Origin of the sequence: Loktanella sp. DSM 29012 (assembly GCF_900110705.1) — a bacterium.
In the GTDB taxonomy this organism is placed as follows: Bacteria; Pseudomonadota; Alphaproteobacteria; order Rhodobacterales; family Rhodobacteraceae; genus Loktanella; species Loktanella gaetbuli.
In genome coordinates, this window is sequence record NZ_FOEJ01000002.1 from 503,934 (window position 1) to 528,130 (window position 24,197).

13 protein-coding genes are annotated in these 24,197 nt (G+C 57.8%); 7 read left to right on the forward strand and 6 right to left on the reverse strand.

Annotated features, from left to right (window positions below; genetic code table 11):
* Positions 1-11: 11 nt before the first annotated feature.
* A complete protein-coding gene (locus tag BMX27_RS07210; RefSeq protein ID WP_090159172.1) occupies positions 12-1,064 on the reverse strand; it encodes a flavin reductase family protein in 1,053 nt (350 codons plus the stop codon).
* Complete coding sequence (locus tag BMX27_RS07215) at positions 1,061-2,329, reverse strand: aromatic ring-hydroxylating oxygenase subunit alpha (RefSeq protein WP_090159173.1); 1,269 nt, start codon at positions 2,327-2,329, stop codon at positions 1,061-1,063. The genes BMX27_RS07210 and BMX27_RS07215 overlap by 4 nt, the downstream gene beginning before the upstream one ends.
* A gap of 147 nt (positions 2,330-2,476) precedes the next feature.
* Here BMX27_RS07215 and BMX27_RS07220 point away from each other — a divergent pair, with 147 nt between their 5' ends.
* Positions 2,477-3,391: a LysR substrate-binding domain-containing protein gene (locus BMX27_RS07220; protein WP_143056796.1), complete on the forward strand. Its 915-nt coding sequence runs from the start codon at positions 2,477-2,479 to the stop codon at positions 3,389-3,391.
* A gap of 297 nt (positions 3,392-3,688) precedes the next feature.
* On the opposite strand, the gene BMX27_RS07225 is transcribed toward BMX27_RS07220, so the two are convergent.
* From BMX27_RS07225 to BMX27_RS07240, 4 genes are all read right to left on the reverse strand, one after another.
* Complete coding sequence (locus BMX27_RS07225) at positions 3,689-6,766, reverse strand: efflux RND transporter permease subunit (protein WP_090159175.1); 3,078 nt, start codon at positions 6,764-6,766, stop codon at positions 3,689-3,691.
* Positions 6,763-7,845 carry an efflux RND transporter periplasmic adaptor subunit gene (locus BMX27_RS07230; protein WP_090159176.1) on the reverse strand — a complete coding sequence of 361 codons (1,083 nt, stop codon included), beginning with the start codon at positions 7,843-7,845 and terminating at the stop codon, positions 6,763-6,765. Before BMX27_RS07230 ends, BMX27_RS07225 begins: the two co-directional genes overlap by 4 nt.
* A gap of 820 nt (positions 7,846-8,665) precedes the next feature.
* Positions 8,666-12,127, reverse strand: a complete 3,462-nt coding sequence (locus tag BMX27_RS07235; RefSeq protein WP_090159177.1) for an AAA domain-containing protein — start codon at positions 12,125-12,127, stop codon at positions 8,666-8,668.
* 130 nt (positions 12,128-12,257) lie between these two features.
* Entirely contained in the window at positions 12,258-13,253 is a 996-nt protein-coding gene (locus BMX27_RS07240; protein ID WP_256212421.1) for an HIT domain-containing protein, read from the reverse strand.
* Positions 13,254-13,669: 416 nt separating this feature from the next.
* Between BMX27_RS07240 and drt5 the strand changes: the two genes are divergently transcribed.
* From drt5 to BMX27_RS07270, 6 genes are all read left to right on the forward strand, one after another.
* The gene (drt5, locus tag BMX27_RS07245) at positions 13,670-15,151 is read left to right on the forward strand and encodes an antiviral reverse transcriptase Drt5 (RefSeq protein ID WP_090159178.1); all 1,482 of its coding nucleotides are present in this window, start codon (positions 13,670-13,672) and stop codon (positions 15,149-15,151) included.
* Positions 15,152-15,339: 188 nt separating this feature from the next.
* Positions 15,340-17,067 (forward strand): ATP-dependent nuclease, encoded by a 1,728-nt coding sequence (locus BMX27_RS07250; protein ID WP_090159179.1) that lies wholly within the window; start codon positions 15,340-15,342, stop codon positions 17,065-17,067.
* On the forward strand, positions 17,060-18,469 hold the full coding sequence (locus BMX27_RS07255) for a UvrD-helicase domain-containing protein (RefSeq protein WP_090159180.1): 1,410 nt from the start codon (positions 17,060-17,062) through the stop codon (positions 18,467-18,469). The genes BMX27_RS07250 and BMX27_RS07255 overlap by 8 nt, the downstream gene beginning before the upstream one ends.
* A gap of 661 nt (positions 18,470-19,130) precedes the next feature.
* Positions 19,131-20,984 carry a tetratricopeptide repeat protein gene (locus BMX27_RS07260; RefSeq protein WP_090159181.1) on the forward strand — a complete coding sequence of 618 codons (1,854 nt, stop codon included), beginning with the start codon at positions 19,131-19,133 and terminating at the stop codon, positions 20,982-20,984.
* Positions 20,981-21,982: a hypothetical protein gene (locus tag BMX27_RS07265; RefSeq protein WP_090159182.1), complete on the forward strand. Its 1,002-nt coding sequence runs from the start codon at positions 20,981-20,983 to the stop codon at positions 21,980-21,982. The genes BMX27_RS07260 and BMX27_RS07265 overlap by 4 nt, the downstream gene beginning before the upstream one ends.
* Positions 21,979-23,721 (forward strand): tetratricopeptide repeat protein, encoded by a 1,743-nt coding sequence (locus tag BMX27_RS07270; protein ID WP_090159183.1) that lies wholly within the window; start codon positions 21,979-21,981, stop codon positions 23,719-23,721. Before BMX27_RS07265 ends, BMX27_RS07270 begins: the two co-directional genes overlap by 4 nt.
* Positions 23,722-24,197: the final 476 nt, after the last annotated feature.

Here is a 24,197-nt window from a genome sequence, read left to right on the forward strand (position 1 = left end):
GACTTTCTTCTTCAGCAATCAAGAATGATGTCGGTCAGAGGGCGACTGACGCAGGGCAGGATAAAGCCGCGATCGATCTCGCGCTGGCGGATGCCGCCTTCGTGGGTCATCACGACCTCGCCTGCATGTTTGAATGTCTTGCAGGTGCCGCACATTCCCCGTGCACAAGAGGAGGCAAGCGGCAGTCCCGCCTCTTTCATCGCGGCCAGGATCGTGCTGGTTTCTGCACATTCGAACGACCGACCCGTCCGGGAAAGTGTTACCGTCCTGTTCGGCGTATCGGCCCCGGCGGTGACACCGGGCAGCGGCGAGGAAAAATCAAAGCTTTCCTCGCCATAGCGATCCGCGGGTACGCCTGCGGCATAGGCCGTGGTGCGCACCATCTCCATGAAGGAATGGGGTCCGCAGCACAGGACGGTGCGATCCGACAGATCCGGGATAACCCTTTTCAGCAGTTCGGCGTCCGGTCGGACACCCCCAGGGCCGCGCGTTGTGATCGGCACATGGACAAGGCGGCGCAGACGCCGCGTCAGACCGTCGATTTCATCAGCAGCAACAAGATCCGCCGATGTGGATGCGACCTGGATCAGGACAATATCAAGGTCCATGCCCCGGTCGGCCGCGGTCCGCACGATCGACAACATCGGGGTCATCCCGCTGCCCGCCGCCACCAGCGCATAGGCCGATCCCGGCAACGTCGCAGGACCAAAGCGACCAGACGGGCCCAGCGCCTCGATGGTGGCGCCCGGAACAAGTGTGTCGTGAAGCCCGCGCGCGCCGGGGCCGTCCTGCCGCTTGACCGCAATCTCGATGCCGCCGTCGCGCGCGGCCGAGGACGCGATGGTATAGCACCGTTCGACCGGGCCGTCCGGCGTGTCGATACGGAACGTCATGAACTGACCGGGATCGTGTTCGATCCGGCTGCCATCCTGCGGCGTCAAGAAAAAGCTCCGGATATCCGCCGTTTCGTCCCAAACCGCACGACACACAAGCGCGCCCCACCGGTCGGACGGGAACCGCCGCCGCCGCCGTGCGCCCCAATCGGCAAGGTCCACCCGCGTCATGCGCCGTATCCGTGGGCCTGCATGCGGGTGACATACCACGTTGCGAATTCGTCCAGCGCCCGTTCGGTATAGGGCGAATAGGGGCCGGGTCTGTATCCGGGTGACGCGACGCCGCGGTGGGCCAGTCCTACGAGATGCGCGTCCTCCGCATTCGTGGTCTTCCACACGGATGTCAGCGTTTCCAGATCGTAGTCTACGCCCTCCACCGCGTCCGCATGGACAAGCCATTTCGTCCGGACCAGCGTTCTGTTCGGACCCAAGGGAAAAGCGGTGAAGATGACGGCATGATCGGACATGACATGGTTCCAAGAGTTGATCCCCCACAGATGCACATCGCCCATCCAGGGCCTGCCCGCATTGCCCAACGGAATCTGCACGGCGGCGCGGGTGTCCGGTGTCTGGCTTTCGCCCAATCCCGCGATGATCAATCGCTGGGTGCGAAAATTCGTAGGCCAGCCAACCGTGTGTTCGATGGCCTCGAACGGCATGTCCTGGGCGCGCCAATATTGTTCATAGCTGGCATAGGCGTCGAGCAGGGCGTTCACTTCCGCCTTTTCGGTGTCGGTCAGACCTTCCGGGTCATAGCCGAAATCCGCCGCGTGAAACGACAGGCTAAGTTGCGGATGGTTGGGCGCGCAGTGATAGCACTCGCGGTTGTTCTCCATCGTCAGCTTCCAGTTGCCCTCTTCGATCAGGTCCTGCTCAAAGGCCACCTTGGCATTGCGCAGATCATAGTCTGCCAGGCGCGGTTCAAGAATCTCTGCCAGTTCCGCGATATCCGCCGGGGGATCGTCCGACAGGCAGGCATACAAGATCCCACCGATGTCGCGCAGAGCGACGGGTTTGAGGTGATGCAGCGACCGATCGAAATCGACACCCATATGCGGCGCGCGCGCAAGCGTCCCGTCCAGATCGTAGGTCCATTGGTGATAGGGGCAGACAAGTTTTCCCACGACCGAACGGCCCGGCGGCAAAAGCCGCGCCCCCCGGTGAGAGCAGACATTGTGAAACGCCCGCAGCGCGTCGTCGTCGTCGCGCAGGATGACGATGGAGGCAGGACCGATATCGATCGCGATGACATCCCCGGCCTCGGGTATGTCGCAGGTCACGCCCACGGCGATCCAGTGCTGCCCGAAGATCGCCTTGCAATCCGCCTGCCAGGCCGCATCCGACGTATAAAGCGGTGCCGGAAGGCTGTAGCCCGGTCGTCGGGCCGCCAGAAGCGACGCAATATCATCGGGACGGGAATTGCCATGATCCAGCATTGTGCCTCCTCGGCGTGGGATATGTCGCCACTACGGGTCTGTTTTCGCCGCCATCATGCGCTTGACCGAAGCCTCGGAAAACTGCACTAATTTACGCAAATCCATACGTTCAGGTTATGGATCAGGTCACTTGTGCAGGAGGCCCCAGTGTCTCACCAGATCCGCCGCAGCGTTCCTTCCCTGACCGCGCTCGTGGCGTTCGAGGCGGCGGGCAGACACGAGAATTTCACACGGGCCGCTGCGGAGCTTGGGGTCAGCCAGGCCGCCGTCAGTCGACAGATCGCCGCGCTGGAAGCCGATTTGGGCGTGGCCCTGTTCATACGGGCCAATCGCCGCGCACAGCTGACCATTGGCGGCAAGTCGCTGTACGACGCGGTGAAAGACGGGTTCGATGCGATAGCGGACGCTGTTACCCGGCTGCGTACGGCACACGTGGACCTGACCGTCAGTGTATCGATCGCCTTCGCACACTTTTGCCTTTTGCCGATCCTGTCGTCGTTCCGCGCGACCGCCCCGCAGATCGGTGTGCGGGTCATTTCCGAGGATGACTGGCGGGCACCGCACGATCGGACGATCGACCTGGCGATCCGTTATGGACGACCACCGTTCGACGGCATGTCTATCGTTGGATCGCTCGCTGAAACGGTTGTGCCGGTTTGCGCACCGGATATCGCGTCTAGGCTCGCCGGTATCGTGATCGAAGACCTGATCCGCCAGACAGACGTGGCTCTCATCGCATGCGATGCACCGGAACCCAGCTGGCTCGATTGGTCTCAGTGGCTGTCGCAGATTGGATTGACGCGGACTGCTGTGAGGGCCGGTCTGAATTTTACCAGCTATTCGGACGCGGCCTATGCAGCAATGGCCGGTCAGGGGGTTCTTCTTGGCTGGACCGGCCTTCTCGATCGGCCTCTCGCGGATGGGCGGTTGATCGAATTGGACCTGCCCCGGCTTTGCCCAGAGGAACGTCACTACGTCCTCGTTCCGGAAAACCGCCAACCATCAGGCGCCGTCAAAGCCTTTGCGCGATGGTTTCAAGAAGGTACTTTTCAACAGGCCTAGGTAAGACCACGCGAGTTGCGTCAAGGTCGGTCAAATCAGCAGACGATTCAGAAAGGCAGACCACGCCTTTCACTTTCCGCATGGCGGCAATGTTTCGCACAGCACACCTTGGCCGTCAGAAAATGCCCCCGACGCACGCGCAACCGCCTTGGTTAAGTTTCCTTACAATCTTTTTGTGCTTCTCTCGTTTTCCAGCCACCGATGATCCAACAGTTTGCGGGATAATCCATCCTGGTTGATGGACCGCTTTCAGGGGGGCCTGCATGGGACGAGGTAACTGCTAGGGGCCGCACGTGGTCAGCTGGCGACGGCGTCCCTTTCGCCGCCGCTGGCGTCGTCGGCGGCTGTTTCGGGATCGCGCTGTAACAGGTCATACAGCACGGGCGTCAGGAACAGCGTCAGGATCGAGGCACCGAGGAAACCGCCGATGATGACGAGGCCGATGGACAACCGGCTTTCGGCCCCTGCCCCGCTTGACAGCACCAGCGGCACGGCACCCAGAACCGTCGACAGGACGGTCATCACGATGGGACGCAGACGCGTCACCGACGCCTCGATCGCCGCGTCGCGCACGGATTGTCCGCGTTCGCGCAGTTGGTTGGCGAATTCCACGATCAGGATGCCGTTCTTGGCCATCAAGCCGATCAGCATGACCATCCCCACCTGAGTGTAGATGTTCACCGCCTGCCCCAGCGCCAGCAACGTCAGCAGCGCACCGGCCACCGCCAGCGGAACCGACAGCAAGATGATGATCGGCTGGATGAAGCTTTCGAATTGGGCCGCAAGCACCAGAAAGACAATGGTCAACGCCAGCGCGAAGGTCAAAGCGATGCCGCCGGAGGTGTCTTGAAAACTCTCGGCCTGGCCGGAATAGGCGATCTGCATCTGTGGCGGCAGTTCTGCTGCAAGCCGTTCAACGGTCGCGATGGCCGACCCAAGGTCGACGCCATCGGCGAGCGAGGCCGTGATTTCGACCGACGGTTGCCGGTCCAGCCGGTTGAAGGCCGCGACCGATGCGCGGCGTTCAAGCGTCACCAGCCCATCGAGCGGCACCAGCGCGCCGCTATCGGACCGGACGTTGACGCCGCGCAGGTCGCGGGCATCGGCGCGGCGGTCGTCGGGGGCCTGAAGGATCACAGGGTATTGCCGATCACGCGAGATGAACTCTGTCACCTCGGCAGAGGCAAAGAAGGTGCGCACCGCGTCCGAAATCGCCTGCGCGTCCACGCCGATTTCGCGCGCCATGTCGCGATTGACGGCGATGTCGTAGCCCGGCGTGTTGACCTCGTAGGCACGGCGCACGCTGGTGATGTCGGGATTGTCACGCAGCTTCTGCGCCAGTTGGGCGGAATAATCCGCCGCCGCATCGAAACTGGGGGCGGTCACGATCAGGTCGAGCCCCGATCCACCGCCGCCACCCAGGCCCGACGGCGCAAAGGCACGCACGTTGGCACGGGTGATCTGGGCAAATTTCGGGCGCAGCTCTGCCAGGACATCGCGCGGACCCATCTCTCGCTCGCCCCAGGGCGCCATGACGGCAACCATAAAGGCGCGGCCCGTCTCGTTGTACTGGCCGACAATGGCGATGGTGTTCTCGATGACGCCATCGTCGCGATACGGCGCGAGCAGCGTCTCGACCTGGCGGACCGCATCGTCGGTCAGGGCCAGCGCCGATCCGGCAGGGGCCTGTATCGACACGAGAAAGACGCCACGGTCTTCCTCTGGTGTCAGCTGCGACGGCAGGGTCTGGTAGAGCGTCCACGACATGCCGGTCAGGGCAGCGGCGATACCCAGCACCAGGATCGGCGCACCGATCGCGCGGGTCAGAAGACTGCGGTAGCCGCTGGCCATGGCATCGGTGATCCGTTTGACGAGGCGCGCAAACCGCCCCTCTCCCTGCCCCGGCTTCAGCAAAAGGCTCGCCATGACAGGACATAGCGACAGGGCGACAAAGGTCGACACGGCCACCGCGATGGCCAGCGTGATGCCGAATTCGCTGAACAGCTGACCGATCTCGCCCGGCAGAAAGGACAGCGGCACAAAGACGGCGATCAGCACAGCCGAGGTCGAGACGACGGCAAAGAAGACTTCGTTCGCGCCGTTGCGCGCCGCTTCCTTTGGGTCGTCGCCTTCCTCGATCCGGCGTTCGATGTTTTCCAAGACGACAATGGCGTCGTCGACGACGAGGCCGATTGCGAGGATCAGCGCGAACAGCGTCAGGATGTTGATGGAAAACCCTGCGATGGCGATGCCCGCGCAGGCACCCAGCAGGGCGATGGGGATGGTCACCGCAGGGATCACCGTCGCCCGGACGGACGTGAGAAAGGCGAAGATCACGGCCACCACGATGGCCACAGAAATCGCGAGGGTGGAAAGCACCTGAACGATCGAATTCTCAATGAAATCCGCGTCGTCAGAGGTGATCGTCAGGGTGGTGCCTGCCGGCAGGTCTCCTTGAATCGCATCGACCTCTGCCCCGACCGCGTCAGAGATGGTTAGCGTGTTCGCCGAAGACTGGCGCTGCACGCCAAGTCCGATGGCGGTGACGCCGTTGGCGCGGAACTGGCTGTCATCGCTCTCGGTCCCGATTTCGACGTTCGCCACGTCACCCAGCGTAACACGGCCCATGTCGGTCGTCGTGACGACCAGCCCTTCGAACTCCGCCACGCTCGACAGTCGGGTCTGGGTGCGCAAAAGGTAGGTTCGCGCTGTGCTTTCGATCTGACCGGCGGGCAATTCGAGGTTGTTGGCCCGCAGGGCGGACGCGATCTCGTTCGCGGTGACACCGCGCGCAGCCATCCGGTCGGGATCGAGCCAGACCCGCATCGCATAGGGGCGGTCGCCGTAGATCTGCACGGCGGCGACGCCGGGCAGGGTCTCGAACCGGTCGGTGACAAAGCGATCAGCGTAATCTGTCAGCTCTGGCGCGGACAGTGTGTCGGAGGTCATGGTCATCCAGACCACCGGGTCACCCTGACTGTCGTTCTTGGCGACCTGCGGCTCGTCCGCCTCTTCGGGCAGGTCGCCCGACACAGCCTGAACCGCAGCCCGCACGTCAGAGGCCGCCTGGTCCACGTCGCGTCCCTGGCGGAAGGTGATGACCGTGCGCAGCCCGCCCAGTTCGGAGGATGTGGAGATCCTTTCGATCCCGGCAACGCTGGAAATCGCACCCTCGATCACAGAGGCAAGTTCGCTGTCCACGACCGCAGGACCCGCCCCGGTGTAGTTCACGCTGACCGTGACCTGCGCGGTCGAGGTGTCTGGCAATTCGCGCACCGCCATGGACTGAAGGCCCGCGATCCCGGCGATCACGATCAGGATGGACATGACGGTCGCCAGGACCGGGCGGCGGATGCACAGGTCGGGAAGGGTCATTCTTCGGTCACCGCGGCGGCGTCATCGACGATTTCGACGGGGGCACCGTCTGTCAGATTGTCCCAGCCCGAAATCACAACCTCGTCATCTTGTGACAACCCTTCACGCACCTCGGTCAGCGCACCCAGAGAGCTGCCGACGACGACATCCGTGCGCACGGCGGCGGAATCGCGGGCCACATAGACATAGGTCGTCAGCCCTTCGCTGATGATGGCGTCATCGGGGATCGCAAGACCGTCGTAGGTGTCGAAAACCAGACGCGCGTCAGCGAACATGCCCCCCACGAGCTGACCGTCGGGGTTAGGGATCTCGGCCCGGATCGTGAAGCTGCGAGTTGCAAGGTCGATCTGGGGCGCACGGACCGTCACCTCGCCCTCAAAACTCGCGTCAGGATAGGCGGGCGTGGTGATCGTGACACCCTGCCCCGGCGCGACGCGCTCGTAGTAGCGTTCGGGCAGGCTGGCACTGACTTGCACGACCGACAGATCCGACAGGTCCGTGACGGGCATACTCCCATCAAGCACGGCCCCCGGCTCTACGTCGATCAGCCCCAGCGTGCCGGCGAAGGGCGCTGTGATCGACAAATCCTCCAGCGCCGCGCGAGCCTGCATGACGGCAGCCTCCGCCCGGGCATAGGCGGCACGCGCGGACTCGAGCCGGGTCTCGGCGGCAGTGTTTCGGTCGGCGAGTTCGTCGACGCGTGCCAATTCCTGGGATGTCTCGGCCAAGCTCGCCTCCGCTTCGGCCAGCGTCGCCCGGGCGGCGCGCTCATCGAGCTGGATCAGCAGGTCGCCGGTTGCGACCTGATCGCCGGAAGAGACGGGCACAGCGGTCACGCGGCCAGGCACCGTCGGCGTCAGTGCGACGGTACGCAGCGGCATGAGGGTCCCGACGGCAGTGATGGCATCGTCGATGGTCTGCGTCTGCGGGCGGGTGACGCCTACGGCGGCTTTGGACTGCGGCGGTGGGCCGCCCGCTTCGGCCTCGCCGCTCAGCAGCACCTGCGTGCCCCACAGGCCCGCCGCAGCACAGGCCGCGACGACACACAATCCGAACAAGACCTTGAAAACGCGACCCATAAACACTCCAACGATGATACGGACAACTAGCGGTTTGGGCCACGCATCAAGTCTGTCGCGTCATTCTGTCGCAGGTCGGTCATTGCCGGACCAGAGCGGCAGGGTGACCTGCCCCCCTGAACACTCCGCTATTTGGGGATGTGACCGGTCCGGCATGCCAGTTCCGGCAACGTAGACAAGGCGCGTGCAGGCGGAGACACAAAGTATCATGATACTGGCAAAGGCATTTCCCGCCTTAGCCCTATGAAAGACTGGATTGTCACCGACATCCCTGCCCTGCGGATCGTAGGTCGCCGAACCGCGCCAAAGCGTTGTGAACTTGCAAGTCTACGCTTTGCGCGACCTATTCCGTGATCAAGCTCTCGTTGATGAAAAGACAACATTGTCGTCGATGGCCTCGGATATGAACCCCACCTTCGGATGGACTGACAACGGGCGCACCCGGACTTGCACGGGCCCGGATTATGCGGCTGCGATCGCCGCCACGTTGTCGGTCATCGAGGACCTGATAGGGACTTCGATTTCCACGCCTTGTCTGACTGATCTTACTCCTGCGGCAGGATTCAAAAGTGTTTGGGAAGCCGTTGCGGCGCGTGACCCGCCACTGAACTTTCATCCTGCTTCCACGAGCAAAACGGCAACGCAAAAAGCCACCCTGGGGTGGCTGTTATCTCATTGTGATCGTGTAGTAATTTTGGTTGCGGGAGGGCGCATTGACCTAGACCGAACTTCTATGAGAATTCAAAATAAGGTGTCACGGTGCCTGCAGCAATGAAAACAACGGTGCCGGGGAATAACCGCTGGCAGGTTGCATGGCCCTCTACTGCGGGCTGCGCAGTCCAAGGTTCTCACGGAACCGTTCGATTTCGTTGGCCATTTCGGCGCCACTGTAAACCAGCGATGTCTCGTGGCGCGCATATCTGCCAACACGATCCGCACTCAACCAATTGAATGAGCCGATGCAGAATACATCCTCATCAGCCGTGACGACCTTACTGTGAAGTTGGCTGACGGGATGAAGGGTGACCCCTATAGCACTGAGGGCTGACTCCGCCTCATCGTATTGGCTAACGCCGTCATCATTGATTTTGTCGTTCAGGACTAGATCAGCGTAAACGTCAATCCTCACGCCACGCGCAGTGGCGTCTCGCATCAACGACAAGAAACCATTTTTCTCCATCGTGCTTTTGATGGTCCACGGGCTGACAATCTCCACCGTCTTTTGTGCGGAGGTGAGGATATCACGCAGGAATATGTCATGATCATCGGCATCACGGAGCATCTTAACTTCAGCCGCTCTCTTTTTGAGGTCCTCCCGCGGTTGGACGTCAAATTCGAGGGCGTTTTCAGGTCGGGCAAACAGAAACGTACTCAGCACTCCTCGTGGACTGCCATGAGGTGCCATTGAAAACAGATCCATGTCGCCGAAGACGAGGAAGTTGTCCTTTGCGCGTGACACCGCCACGTTCAGCATTGAAGTGGAACTATCGATAAACGACCCGTCCGCACCTTTGGCATAGGCGGGAGAAAACAGGACGATGGGGCGTTCAGCTCCCTGAAGTGAGTGAACCGTGCCAATTGTCATGGCGCCAGCGCCCACGGTACGGATGCCAGCAGCGCCACAGGCCTGTCGCAACTCTTGGGCTTGTTTTGCGAAGGGAGTGACGATGGCAAGAATGTCTTCGAGCTTTTGTTGATAGTGGCTTTCGAGGTTGTCGCGGTGGGCCACAAGCCAAGCAGCAATGGTCTGCGCTTCCGCTGGGTTGAACCGGCTTCCGCCTGCGAAATATGCAGCCCCATCAATGTGAAGATATCCCATCGGAGGAAGATCAATGCCCTTGGCCGGTCCCCGTTTGGGCTGCAAATGCCCGCGGTAGCACAGAACGTTGCTGAACTCGATGATTTCGTCAAAGCAGCGTCGGTGCTCGAACAGGTAAAGACCGCGATCAAGATCCGGGTAGGGTTGATAGCGACAGGCGTTCTGCGCACAGGCCATAACGCTGCCTGAATGGGAAAGAAAACCGGCCGACAAAACTTCCACCAGCGCAGTTTCGTCCATGTCTTCCGGGATCACATCAAATTTTGCCAGGTTTCCAAAATCTATCGCCTTTGGAATGCAGGAAATCGGCTCGATCTGTCGTGTGTCCCCAACAACTAACGCCTGTTTTGCCAATGCCAACGAAGGTGCCGCGATCTCCGGCAGGACCTGTCCTGCTTCGTCGATGATCAATAGGTCAATGAAGTCATAAAGATAGTCATCGACAAAGGCGTTGCCGCGTTTAGCCCGGCAGACCATCTTACCCGGAAGGGTCGCGAAAGTGGCTACGGCGCATGGCGTTAGCATCATTCGGCGGTGCCAGCGTGGAATTACGGCTGTTTTGCCGCTTCGTTTCTGCTCCTTGTCAATATCAGGCAGCACCTTCTCCATCTCCAAAAGCCATCGCCCTTCCCAATAATGTGTGGCGAGAAGAAAGAGCGGAAAGCGGACATGGCAATCGGCAAAACTGTCGATGTCGTTGGTCTCTGGGTCAGCGAGATCCGCAGACAAGTTCGTCACGGCCGACTGGTATCGCTCACCGGCAGTCTCTGCCTCCGCAATAAGCGACGTCGCCCGTTTAACGGATTTTGTGGCGGTTTCTGCTGCGGACCTGGCTTCAGACTTTTTATTTTGAATATCGGTTCCGGCTGCGGATACATGAGACAGTTGGTCTGCCAAATCACCAAATCCAGCCTCACGAAAAACTGTGCGGGCAGCGGCAAGGCGTTTGCGGGCGACAGAAGGCAAAAAAGAGGAAAAGGCCAAGAGCGCAGATTCGTTGCCGACATGGCGATCCCACCGTTGCGCAAGTTCTTCAACCTTTGACAGACTGCTTTGTGCCTCGGTCAGGTGCTTTTGACGCTCACCCAGAGCCGCCCCGGCATCGCTTCCCAATTCGGCGGTTAAAGTTGTTTGAGACCGCAACTTTTCTGCATGCGCTTTATCAATGTTGGTCATCTTCGCGATTTGCGCGTTGATGCGATCCCGCAGACGTTTCGTTACTTCCTCAACATCCTCCAGATCCTGATCTTCGAATGCGTCCTGCGCCTTCGCGAGATAGGCGGCCTTCGCTTTCGTCACGTAAGCCTGTGTCTCAAGCGTTTTGACAAAAGATTCCGTCTGGTAGGTTTTGGACGCTTCCTGTTCGCGTGCCGCAGAAGACAAAAACAGGCCGAAGCTCTTGATGTCAGGCAACCACCGTCCGGCAAATGGTCCTGTACCAACGGCGTAGTCTTTTCCAAATGCATCGATAATGTTTGTGACGGCCTGGTTGTTGGCGGAAGCCGCAACAATCACCGGGGGATCGCCTTCTTCTGCGGCCGCCTTCACCCAGGCGCTGGCAATGGCAGAAAGGAGCATTGTCGTTTTGCCCGTTCCCGGAGGCCCGTTGACAGCGGTGATCTCGCCATGTTCTGCCTTCGCCATATGGGCCAGAACATCCCTTTGGTTCTCGGCTGTGGGAAAGATGTCGTTGGAGTGTCCCAGCCGTTCGGACAAAGCATACGGCTTGGGAAGCAAAGGCGACAAAGAGCGTGGGACAATGCGCGCATAGTTTCGCATCAGCGACGGGACGTCGTCGCGTGCCACCAGATCGTCGTAGAGCGAAAGGATGCCTCGAACCATCGCCGAGGCATCATCGGCAATTTCGAAGAAACCCGGGCGGCGCTCCGCAAAACTGGCGTCGGTATCAAACCAGTCGCCGGAAACCACTTCCAGCAGCTGATCACAGAATTTCAGGTAACGGGTCCAACCTTCAGCATGAGCACTGATTGAATGTTCTTTTCCGAAGCCGCCGCCGGAGAGAAATTTGTCCTGCGCTTCGACCGTCCCGATCGACAGGGCGCCCGTAGTCAAAGGTTCTAACAGATCGCGTGGAATGAGCGTCCGCCCAGGCAGTATGTATCCGCCGCGGGTCAGAACCGCTTCAGAAACGATCGGAGCCAGAGCATCAGGCAACGCATCCTGCCGGGCTGTGCCATGGTTCACCGTGCGTGCATAAACCCGCGGCCATAACCGGATCGGAACAGAGCCTTCTCCTTCATCGCGCCCCTCGAAAATCGCCTGAGTCTGACGCGGCGAAAGACGACCGGCTTCCATTGAATGCGAGCTCAGACGTACGTTACGCCTCAGCTCGGTCAGCCGGAAACGCCCTTTGCCGAACATGCTGTCAGAAACGCTGGCCCGCCAGTAGCTCAACAGCTTTGAGGCATCATCCTGAGTGGAAGCGGGAATATCTTTAAGCATCAGAAAATTGAACTCACTAGCTGTTTCAAAATCGATAATTTATTCGATCTGAATTATCGAAAAATGTTTTTTCGGGAATTGGCAGCTGGCGATCCAGCGGTTGCGTTGGCGTCAGTCTGATGAAATTTCTTCAATAAGACTGCTTTTCAGGTATGACACCACGGACGCCACCACGCGGGTGCGGCACGTCTTCGTCTCGACGCGGGATCAGATGCACGTGACAATGCAAGATCGTCTGCCCCGCAGACTTCCCCGCGTTTACACCGACATTAAATCCAGTGACAGTCTGGTCTTCGTCTTGAATGCTTGAACGAAGATCGTCCAGCATTCGGCGGAACGCGTTCAGTTCTGGTTGAAACAGATCGAAGTAGTCAGCCACGTGGCGCTTTGGAATGACGAGCGTGTGCAACGGCGTCACCGGAAATCCGTCCCTGATCGCGTAGCACAGTTCGTTCTCGGCGATCACCCGATCCGCTGGAATCTCACAAAAGATACATCCTGCTTCGCGATCCCCATAGGTCTCCACGACTCCGCGAAAGTCCGCATCGTCGAGGTCACGCTTGTTGGTGTTGCATGTGATGCAGAGCGCTTGAAAGTTGCTGAGGTCGTCCTGGCCGCCTCTGTTGCGTGGAACAATATGGTCGACGTGAAGCGCCACCTCTTCCGCAGATGCGCCGCATAGTTCGCAACGGTACTTGGCACGCTTCAGAACCTCGTAACGGATTGATCCCGGAACATATCCCTTGGCGTTGGCACGATGCTGCCAAATGTTGCTGCCGCGGCGTTCGATGTAGTCGGCGATCTTCTCGTCACACTCGGCGACCAATCGGTCTCGGTCCTCGGCGTCCACATCGACGAAGTCATTCAATCGAAAACCGACGATGCGGTTTCCATCTTTTACGGGGATGACAACGCCGTTGTCGCTGAGAACCTTACCAACCATATTCTTGGTTCGAATTTCATAATACTCGATTTGCGAGCGATCGTGCGACAAAAGCGCTTTCGCGATTTGCTCGACGTTCGCCTCACCGCCAGACCGCAGAAGTTCACGGAGCATCACCGGTTGATACACATGTGACATGCGCATCTGCTGGGTGATGTATCGGTGTAGCTGATCAGTACTCATTTCCAGGACTTTAACGACCCAGTGACGGCTCGCAAGCGTTTGTCTAGATCGTCAATCTCCACACTGGCATAAGGCAGAACGCCTGAGCTTAATCACGCCCTTGAAAGATCAAAAAGTCCAGCGGAACCTGTGCGTACGGTTTTCGGTAGGTGCCCGAAGGAATTTCTTCTGCGCTTGTAGATCAACGCCTTGTCCATAAAGGGCGGATTCCGGACCTTCGCTGCGAAAGCAACTTAGATAGAGGGACTGCCAAGAAGCAGACATCTACTAAGATGTGATCGCCAGTGGTCATCCGCGACGAATTTGTGCAGGGTGTCACGTAGGGTGTGGTATTCAAACGTATCACGCGCACGATAGACTCCCGCTAGCGGGCCCCTTAAGTTTACTAAGGATCAAACGCCAACAGCCGAGGTATAATGCCCGAAGTAAAGTCGACAAAAGAGTTCTTTGAATACGATTACTTTAGCGCTCTTTTCCCTATGGAAACCTGTCGTTTCTTGATCGAGAATGGTGAAAAGAGGATACGGGATCACATCAAGAAGTGCTTAAGCGAAAAGCCAGAAGATGGTGCATTTCAGTTTATGGCACAGACAAGAGTTTACGCGTCTAAGCCCAAAAACCATTTACGTCGGACTGTAAAGCTTGATCCCGTTTCGGAGTTTTTCCTCTATGATGTAGTTTATCAGAATCGATCTCGGTTCCGGAAACCTTTCAAAGACGATAAGAAGCACTTTGGTTACCGCTTCGAAGTAGGCGAACCTCTTTCAGCTTCATCATCTTACAAGGGTTTCAAACAGGCCCAATCTGCCTATGAGGCTCTATATGACCACTCTTTGAGTTTCGATGTCGCTTCCTACTTTAATGGGATTTACCACCATGATATCGTGTCTTGGTTTGCGAATGCCGGTGCGAACGCTAAAGACGTCAACTCACTAGGTACATTTTTGCGTCAGATAAATTCTGGGCGAAGCATCGACTGTTGGCCGCAGGGAATTTACCCAGCGAAAATGGTAGGAAATGATTTCCTACGGTTTGTTGAACAACATCATGCGATCAAGTCATCTGCGATTGTCAGATTTATGGATGACTTTTGCCTATATTCGGACGACCCCGAGGCACTTACTATCGACTTTCATTCGATCCAAAAGCTGCTTGGACAAAAAGGGTTGTCGGTCAACCCAAGTAAGACCAAGATAGGTGCAAAGGATGGTACAAAAATCGAGGAAGAAGTCGACGATGTTAAAGCAAGTTTGCTTGCTAAGCGTCGTATTGCTGATAAGCATGCTTATGTCGACGATTTTGAAGCCGCGCTTGAAGCCCTCCAGCTCACCGAAGAAGAACTCCAATACATCCGAACTCTATTGCATGCTGAACATCTTGAAGAGGAAGATGCAGAGCTCATACTGAGTGTCTTCAGAGATTATACAGAAGAGGTACGCCCCCACCTAGCTGGTTTTGCGCGGGCGTTCCCACACTTAGCCAAGAATATCTGGTCATTCTGCAAACACTTAGAAGATAACGAAATTATAGGTCAGTTTTTGGAAGAATCCGCCGATAACAGTGGATTGCAAGAGTACCAATTGTTCTGGTTTGCTTGGATTTTGCAGGACTTTCTCATGGATACAGAGTTTGCTCCTCGCATTATTGGAAAACTCTATGATCACAAGAATGCGACAGACATCTCGAAAGCGAAAATCCTAGAGATACCAGACAACAGATATGGACTGCTCGAAATGAGGGACGGTCATCTGGTGGCTGGTCGTTCGGATTGGTTGGCTTGGGCGAGTGCAGTTGGACATCGTAATCTCCTGCCAATTTCTCGGAACCACAAACTTGAGTATTTTGGCAACTCATCTCAGATGAATTTCTTGATCAAATCAATTGTCACCGACGCCTAGTACAGTTTTAATGACAGGGTCTGTGCATCGTTGATCTAAGCATACGTTGAGCCACAGTTAATTGTTATCGCTCAATGGCATGCCTGCGATGCATAGCTTTGGGGTATTCTCCGACGATGACATTAGTCACCTAGAAAGTGACATCGCGCTGGACACTGATAGAGACAACCAAAGCAGACGAGTTTTTTATGCAGATCAGAGAAGTAACTGTTCAGAATTTCAAGGGTATTGCTTCCATGTCGTGGAAGCCCGGTGCGCCGTTCTGTTGTTTGATTGGCGCAGGCGACATCGGGAAAACAAGCCTGCTGGATGCAATCGAAGCGACGCTTTCGCCTAGGTGGATTACCTTCATGGAAGCCGACTTCTTGGACTGTGATACAGGCAACCCTATCCAAATAGATGTGACCATTGGCGAGCTATCTAGCGATCTCAAATCGGACGAACGATTTGGCACTTTTGTTCGAGGCTGGACAAAAGAGAATGTTTTGCGAGACGAACCAATCTCAGATGATGAACCTGTCCTGACCGTAAGACTCACTGTCGACGCAACAATGGAGCCGGTCTGGGAGTTAGTGCGAGAAGACCTCGATCGACCAAAGGTTCTTTCCAACCGCGATCGCGCGCTCTTCGGGCTAGTTAGGTTATCAGGTTCAGACGCTCGGCACCTAGCTTGGGGGCAAGGTTCGGTCCTCGCACGCCTTACAGATAACACTGACGAAACCGCCCAACGCCTCGCAGGTGCCTACCGTTCTGCGCGAAGCAACGCAGATTTCAGAGACATACCGGAGTTAGCGGCGTCTGCTGCTGCGGCTGAAAAACAGGCCAAAAGTTTGGGTGCATATGTCACCGGTGAATATCAACCGGGGTTAGAGCTAGGCCGTTCCGGTTTCTCGTCGGGTTCAATTGCACTTTATGACAATGGTATTCCACTTCGACAGGCAGGGCTCGGGACGAAGCGCTTGGCAACTCTAGCGGTTCAAAAGTCCGGAATTGTCGAGGGAGCGATGATACTGATTGATGAGATCGAACATGGGCTTGAACCCCATCGTATCATGGGTGCGATCTCCCAAATCAAAAGCGACCAAAAGAAGAACGCCGCGAAGCATAGGCCGACTGGTCAGATTCTTATGACAACTCACTCTGACGTCGCACTTGCGGAGGCGGGAGGGGAAGCCCTCCGAATCCTTCGCCGCGACAGGCATACCCGCAAGATGAGTGTCTTGGCAGTGAAGGAGCCCGAGGTAATCGGGCCGGTGCTTCGGTTTACTCCGCGCGCACTTTTGGCAAAGAGGGTTCTAATCATTGAGGGTTACACAGAGGTTGGCATGCTTTCTGGCATCAAGGAAAATTGGCCAGAACGACATGACGATATACCAATTGAGCAACTTGGTGCAGCCCTTGCCGATGGTAACGGCAGCCAAGGCGTGAGTCTGGCGGCAACGCTGAAAGGTTTAGGTTACGAGACTTGCCTCTTTCGCGATTCAGATACCGACATGAAGCCAGCGGACTTCGACAAGTTGAAGGCCGCTGGCGTACCAATCATTGAGTATTCTGGGAAGGTAAATACTGAACAGGCAATCTTCCTCCCGTCAAACGATGAATTGGTCCAACGTTTGCTCGATTTCGCCGCAAAAGAGCACGGGTTACAATCTGTCGCAGCATGTATCGCCAGTAAGGTTGACGGGCTCAGTCCCGAGGTTGCGGAAGGACCGTTTTCCGAGTGGGTGCAGAACTTAGATATTGATCCGGTTGAGCTGAGAAAGACACTGGGTGAAGTAGTTCACAGGAAAAAATGGTTCAAGGAACAAAGAATAGGAAGAGCGGCTTCAACGCTCGTGTGGGACGTCATTCGTAGCAATCTTGACAGCGATCTGGCTACGACATTCGAAAAGATCGAGACTTGGTTGTATGAATGACGACCAGCTTGTTCTCAAAGCCGGAAACGGTTCCGTCGTAGCTCCGGCCGGATACGGGAAAACAGAAACTATTGCCAAAGTGGCAGGCTCCTGCCGCCGAGCTTTGATTTTGACTCATACGCATGCTGGCGTTCACGCAATTCGTGCGCGGTTGAAGAAACTAGAGGTTCCATATCGAAAGGCCCACGTCGACACGTTTGCGGGCTGGTGTATGCGCTACGCGAGTGCGTTTAAGTATACTGCACTGCCTCCACCATTCCCACCTCAGGGCAAGGAATGGGATCAGTTGTATGTTGGAACAGCTTTTGCATTAGGCGTCGCTGCTGTTAGGGCTGTAGTCGAGGCTTCTTATGATCGAATTCTAATCGATGAATATCAGGACTGCGATGCTTCTCAGCATAACGTAGCGATAGTTCTTAGCGGTATTGTTCCAACTACTATTTTCGGCGACCCAATGCAGGGAATATTTGAGTTCGCAGGAGCGTCGCTTGATTGGGGGCTAGAGGTTTTTCCAAGTTTTCCGTTGGTTACTGAATTGAAGGAGCCATACCGCTGGAAGAAAACAAACCCTGATCTTGGTGCGTGGATTGGTGAGGTTAGGGAAAAGCTTAAAAACGGCCAATCCATTGACCTTGGTGACGAACGCATACAGTGGAGACAAAGCGACAGCCCTTTTGATATGGGGCTTTTTTTTGATAACTTCGACCCAGATGAAAAATCCGTTGCAGCCATCCACTGTCGAAAGGGAATTTGCTATTCTCTAGCTTCGGCCACGAATGGAGCGTTCCAAGCAATAGAGGAGGTCGAGGCCAAGACTTTGCGGGAATTCGCCGCAAAATGGGATGCGGGCAACTCTGACACATATCATATCATTGTCAGAAACTTCTTTTCGTTGTGTTTCAAGAAAAAAGAAGCCTCTCTGGACGAGATTGAGGAAGACCACTCTGCGATAGACGCTTTGATGCAGGAATTGCGGGATCAATTGAAGGGGGTGAACGCCGCTGAAGCCGCTGGTCATTTATTGCATGCAGCGCGAAGTCACCCGCGATGGAGACTATTCAGATCAGAGCTATGGCGCGATTGCGAGCGTGCTCTTGCTGAGCTCTCCAGTGGCCGTTGTGCAAGCATGTTTGACGCCACAGAAACCATTCGGAACCGAAGCAACCATATTGGTCGTCATCTGCCAAGAAGAACCGTCTCCACTCCCCTGCTGCTCAAAGGGCTCGAGTTCGAGGACGTCAGAGTTCCGTATGCTCCACATTTTCTAAACGAAAACAACGCACAGGCGAAGCTGTTCTATGTCGCGATTTCTAGAGCGACGGGGTCACTGTCAATTGGAGCGCCGGAGAGATATCTGAAACTCCCTGCAGCTTTTGGTGGTAGTTCTATCAGCGCTGGTTGAGATCGAAAATCTCCAAAGTTTGCACTTGCAGCGAATGGCCGGTCTGACGAGCTGCACTGCAGCGGAACGGAGGAAATCTAGAGGTCGGCAATGGGCCGTGACCAGCGCCGAGCTTGGCCGGGGTAGTTCGGCACCAGCCACTGCAGCGCCGCAAGTCGGCTTCTAGCCCATATTGACCAGGTCGCTTCAGATACCATTCGCAAATGCCGCGAGGCACTCCTTTTCGCTTTCGCCCCATAGCGGACCTGTCGGACGTAGCTCGATGCCGGGTTGCCGCTGCGTCAAAAACAGCCGTTCGGGAGTGCGCAGTGTCTTATTTGGAAGAAGGAGCGTCAGCGCGCTTCACGGATCTTTGCAGATACAGTGTTCGCCGCACTCAGAGTATCTGCCGAACTCGCAGGCCACCAGAAGCATATCTTGCCAATGAGTTTCTTGGCGCGGCGCAGACTCTGAGCTTTCCCCTAGGCGAGTATTTCAATGAAAAAAATTCTTGATCACTGCGGCTGGCCGAATACGATAATTTTCGTCAATCAAAAAAACTTTTTGATACGCAGGTGTTTGTTCTTTCTGACTATGGATGAGGCTCCGTCAACCGATGCGCCCGTGCCTACTTTTTACTTGTTCAGTCTGCCTACTGGCTCCAACGCTTCAACCGGCAAGCGTGTTTGCCCAAACGGTTGTGGAAGCGACGGTGACGGTATCCGAAGCGGAGCGACAGGTTCTGGTGGCGTTGGCCGCGTCGAATGCGACGCTGGAGGCCACGCGGCGGCAGAGCGACCGGGCCCTGCGGCGGAAACTCTTCGAGATCGAGGACCTGCAAGCACGGATCGAGGATCTTGGGGTTGGCGATACCGCGGCGGCGCAGCAGATCGAGAGGCTGCGCAATCAGTTGGCGGAAGAGCAGCAGCGCTTCATCGATGAACTTGCTGCGCAGGATCAGGCCTATTCCGAGGAGATTGCCAGCTACCGCCGCGCGGTCGAGGATATCGTGTCGACGCCCGAAGGGCTCGCAGCGTTGCAGCGCTTCAATGCCGGTGAAGAAGCCGAGGCTTTGCAGGTCTTCGACCGGCTGAGGGCCGCGCGCGATTTGGAGGCGGCGCGGCGCATCGCTCAACTGGCGCTCGATGCCTGGCGCCGGGCGAAAGTTACGACGGCAAGCGTGATTGCGCGATATGAAGAGATCACGCGGCTCGACCCGTCGGAGCATTGGGACTGGGTTGAGTTGCGTCGGCTGTATTTTGCGGCGGGCAATCTGTCTGACGCTCTCGCAGCCGCATGGGAGAGCGAACGCACAGCAAAGACCGATCGAGACCGATCGTCGGCACTGAATGAAATGGGCGATGTGCTGGTGGCGCAGGGGGATCTGCCCTCGGCGATGCAGAGCTACCGGCGCGGGCTGGAGATCAGAGAACGCCTGGCCGATGCCGATCCGGGGAATGCGGGCTGGCAGCGCGATGTCTCCGTCTCGCTCGAAAGGGTCGGCGATGTGCTGGTGGCGCAGGGGAATCTGCCCTCGGCGCTGCAGAGTTACCGGCGCGGCCTGGAGATCGCAGAGCGCCTGGCTGATGCCGATCCGGGGAATGCGGGCTGGCAGCGCGATGTCTCCGTCTCGCTCAACAAGGTCGGCGATGTGCTGGTGGCGCAGGGGGACCTGCCCTCGGCGCTGCAGAGCTACCGGCGCGGCCTGGCGATCATAGAGCGCTCGGCCGCAGCCGATCCGGGGAATGCGGTCTGGCAGCGCGATCTCTCCGTCTCGCTCGAAACGGTCGGCGATGTGCTGTTGGCGCAGGGGGATCTGCCCTCGGCGCTGCAGAGCTACCGGCGCGGCATGGCGATCAGAGAGCGCCTGGCCGCAGCCGATCCGGGGAATGCGGTCTGGCAGCGCGGTGTCTCCGTCTCGCTCAGCAAGGTCGGCGATGTGCTGTTGGCGCAGGGGGATCTGTCCTTGGCGCTGCAGAGCTACCGGCGCGGCCTGGAGATCGCAGAGCGCTTGGCCGATGCCGATCCGGGGAATGCGGGCTGGCAGCGCGATCTCTTCGTCTCGCTGGAAAGGGTCGGTTATGTGCAAGAGGCGCAGGGGGATCTGCCCTCGGCGCTGCAGAGCTACCGGCGCGGCCTGGCGATCATAGAGCGCCTGGCCGATGCCGATCCGGGGAATGCGGGCTGGCAGCGCGATCTCTCCATCTCGCTCGAACGGGTCGGTGATGTGCTGTTGGCGCAGGGGGATCTGCCCTCGGCGCTGCAGAGCTACCGGCGCGGCATGGCGATTAGAGAGCGCCTGGCCGCAGCCGATCCGGGAAATGCAGGCTGGCAGCGCGATGTCATGTTCTCGCATTACAACCTATACTCAGTGTCACTTATAATTGGCGACCAAGGCGCAGCCGAAGAGGCAATCATGCAAGCCCTCGTGATAAGTGATCGGCTTGTCGAGCTTTCTCCGGGAAATGAGCAATTTTCTAAAGATCAGGCGATATTGCGTCAGTTAATTGACTCTATGAGATCGGAGGAACCATGATTGATATCCTCATTTACCCGGGTTCGATACTGTCGTCCCGCTTCGACGCTCTCGCAGATGCGCTCCGGTTAGAAGGTTTCCGCGCCGTCCGGCAACCATCAACGGATACGTTTGGAAAATATGCCGTCCTATATGTCTGGACCGAAGAAGACCTCCCGAACACTGCATCGTTTGACGCCGCTACTGAAACTCTTGCCTTTGCCAAGCGCTTGGTGTCGGTGCGGCTGGGTGCCGGTGACCTCCCGAACGCGCTCCCTGATCATCCGCAGGTCGACCTTTCCGGTTGGCGCGGCTCGATTAAGGACGAGCGCTTTCAGTGTTTGGTCTCGATGCTGCGCGCAGCCGATAGACAGGAAATGCCAGCCCCCACACAGTCGGGCTGGAAACACCTTATCTGGAAAGCCTGCGGCGGTTTGACGGCTACCGCGGTGATCCTCTTTCTGCTTTCGATCCCATTCCGCGTTTTGGAGCTTCAAAACAATCTTTGCTCCATCGGTTGGCCACAACCGACATTGTCCGATTTTTGCGGGGAACACGGTTTGGGTGGTAAACCGAAGAAGGAGGAGCGTATCGCTTGGGAGAGCAGGGAGCCAGGGAGCTGTGAGGCCCTGCGTAGCCATATTGATCGCTTCCCGAATGGCGCCCTTTACGCAAGGGCCGCCGCAGCACTGGAGGCGCGCCGCGTCGACATTAACGAATCTTGGATACCTGAGACCTCACGCAACATATTCAGCCAATCTTTCGCGCCTGAAGGAGCAGACACCATGATTGCCGCTCGCGAAGGTGCCCTGGCCTCCGGTCGCCGATGGGCGGAAGAAAGCTGCCGCGCACATGAGGCCAGTGATTTCTATCGTTTCTTATCAGTAGATTTGGAGGTGGAACAGTGGGACTGTCTTTCTTTGCGATCCGGACACTACTGCGGTTTTGACGGCTACCGGATCTGCCACTTCGAATCACTTGAGCGCACGGAGCTTGAGACATGCGGTCTCGGTCCATGACACGCAGTCATCTCTTTGCCCTCGCGCTGACGGTCGCCCTCCCATTGTCGATTGAACCGGCATCGTCCCAAACGGTTGTGGAAGCGACGGTGACGGTATCCGAAGCGGAGCGACAGGTTCTGGTGGCGTTGGCCGCGTCGAATGCGACGCTAGAGGCTACGCGGCGGCAGAGCGACCGGGCCCTCCGGCGGAAGCTTTTCGAGATCGAGGATCTGCAAGCACGGATCGAGGAGCTGATGGTCGGCGATACCGCGGCGGCGCAGCAGATCGAGACGCTGCGCAATCAGTTGGCGGAGCAGCAGCAGCGGTTCATCGATGAACTTGCTGCGCAGGATGAGGCCTATTCCCAGGAGATTGCCAGCTACCGCCGCGCGGTCGAGGATATCGCGTCGACGCCCGAGGGGCTCGCGGCGTTACAGCGCTTCAATGCCGGTGAAGAAGCCGAGGCTCTACAGGTCCTCGACCGGTTGAGGGCAGCGCGCGACTTGGCGGCAGCGCGGCGCATCGCGCAATTGGCGCTCGATGCCTGGCGCCGGGCGAAAGTTACGACGGTAAGCGTGATTGCGCGATATGAAGAGATCACGCAGATCGACCCGTCGGTGCATTGGGACTGGGTGGAGTTGCGTCGGCTGTATTTTGCGGCGGGCAATCTGTCTGACGCTCTTGCAGCCGCACGGGAAAGCGAACGCACGGCAAAGACCGATCGAGACCGATCGGTGGCACTGAATGAATTAGGTGATGTGCTTGTGGCGCAGGGGGACCTGCCCTCGGCGCTGCAGAGCTACCGGCGTGGTCTGGAGATCCGAGAACGCTTGGCCGATGCCGATCCGGGAAATGCGGGTTGGCATCGCGATCTTTCCGTCTCGCTCAACAAGGTCGGCGATGTGCTGGTGGCGCAGGGGGACCTGCCCTCGGCGCTGCAGAGCTACCGGCGCGGCCTGGAGATCAGAGAGCGCTTGGCCGATGCCGATCCGGGAAATGCGGGTTGGCAGCGCGATCTTTCCGTCTCGCTCAACAAGGTCGGCGATGTGCTGGTGGCGCAGGGGGACCTGCCCTCGGCACTGCAGAGCTACCGGCGTGGTCTGGAGATCAGAGAACGCCTGGCCGATGCCGATCCGGGGAATGCGGGCTGGCAGCGCGATGTCTCCGTCTCGCTCGAAAGGGTCGGCGATGTGCTGGTGGCGCAGGGGAATCTGCCCTCGGCGCTGCAGAGTTACCGGCGCGGCCTGGAGATCGCAGAGCGCCTGGCTGATGCCGATCCGGGGAATGCGGGCTGGCAGCGCGATGTCTCCGTCTCGCTCAACAAGGTCGGCGATGTGCTGGTGGCGCAGGGGGACCTGCCCTCGGCGCTGCAGAGCTACCGGCGTGGTCTGGAGATCAGAGAGCGCCTGGCCGATGCCGATCCGGGGAATGCGGGCTGGCAGCGCGATGTCTCCGTCTCGCTCAACAAGGTCGGCGATGTGCAAGTGGCGCAGGGGGATCGGCCCTCGGCGTTGCAGAGCTACCGGCGCGGGCTGGAGATCGCAGAGCGCCTGGCCGAGGCCGATCCGGGGAATGCGGGCTGGCAGCGCGATGTCTGGGTCAGCTTGTGGCGGATCCGCCGTTTCCCCAATTCGGGAATAGGCTGGGCCGATGTTGTGGAACGAATGGAGGAGATGGATCGTCGCGGCGTTCTCATCCCAACTGATCGTGTCTATCTTGAACAAGCGCGACAGGGCCAACAAGCTGAGGCGCATTAGCAGGTGCTTCTAGTAAGATGTAAAGTCCGCTCGCGTCTTGAAAATCGTAACTCAATTTCACATTCGTTGTGGATTGCTCCGGATCAGGCTGCACAAAAGGGCGAGCGATCCCAGAAAAATGCAACTACATTCAATCCAAGGTGCGAGCGGATATGTCAGAAATACAGAGAGCCTTCTCCAATGACAAAGAACGAATCAAATAAAGTCGGGAGCTAAAGCGAAGTACTGTTCTGACAAAGCATAAAGGTCATTGTTTGGTGAACAGATAGTTGGCTCACTCATTTAGAGAGGTTCCGCTTGCCACCCCCATCCGCTTGTCTTCGCAGATACGGCGCGATCCGAGCACCTGCGTCTAACGGCACCTCCGTCCGCTAAGCGGACTGACCTGCTCCCCAGAGAGTCCTCATTTATGAGTTAGCTCTGTTCAGGTTTTGGTCTTCGTTTGACCGGTTAGCATATTCGCGCGGTGTCAGGCC

Coding starts and splice junctions, on each gene's coding strand:
- BMX27_RS07240 (WP_256212421.1), bottom strand. CDS start 13,253: ATGAGTACTGATCAGCTACACCGATACATCACCCAGCAGATGCGCATG.
- BMX27_RS07235 (WP_090159177.1), bottom strand. CDS start 12,127: ATGCTTAAAGATATTCCCGCTTCCACTCAGGATGATGCCTCAAAGCTG.
- BMX27_RS07230 (WP_090159176.1), bottom strand. CDS start 7,845: ATGGGTCGCGTTTTCAAGGTCTTGTTCGGATTGTGTGTCGTCGCGGCC.
- BMX27_RS07255 (WP_090159180.1), top strand. CDS start 17,060: ATGAATGACGACCAGCTTGTTCTCAAAGCCGGAAACGGTTCCGTCGTA.
- BMX27_RS07265 (WP_090159182.1), top strand. CDS start 20,981: ATGATTGATATCCTCATTTACCCGGGTTCGATACTGTCGTCCCGCTTC.
- BMX27_RS07270 (WP_090159183.1), top strand. CDS start 21,979: ATGACACGCAGTCATCTCTTTGCCCTCGCGCTGACGGTCGCCCTCCCA.
- BMX27_RS07210 (WP_090159172.1), bottom strand. CDS start 1,064: ATGACGCGGGTGGACCTTGCCGATTGGGGCGCACGGCGGCGGCGGCGG.
- BMX27_RS07225 (WP_090159175.1), bottom strand. CDS start 6,766: ATGACCCTTCCCGACCTGTGCATCCGCCGCCCGGTCCTGGCGACCGTC.
- drt5 (WP_090159178.1), top strand. CDS start 13,670: ATGCCCGAAGTAAAGTCGACAAAAGAGTTCTTTGAATACGATTACTTT.
- BMX27_RS07250 (WP_090159179.1), top strand. CDS start 15,340: ATGCAGATCAGAGAAGTAACTGTTCAGAATTTCAAGGGTATTGCTTCC.
- BMX27_RS07215 (WP_090159173.1), bottom strand. CDS start 2,329: ATGCTGGATCATGGCAATTCCCGTCCCGATGATATTGCGTCGCTTCTG.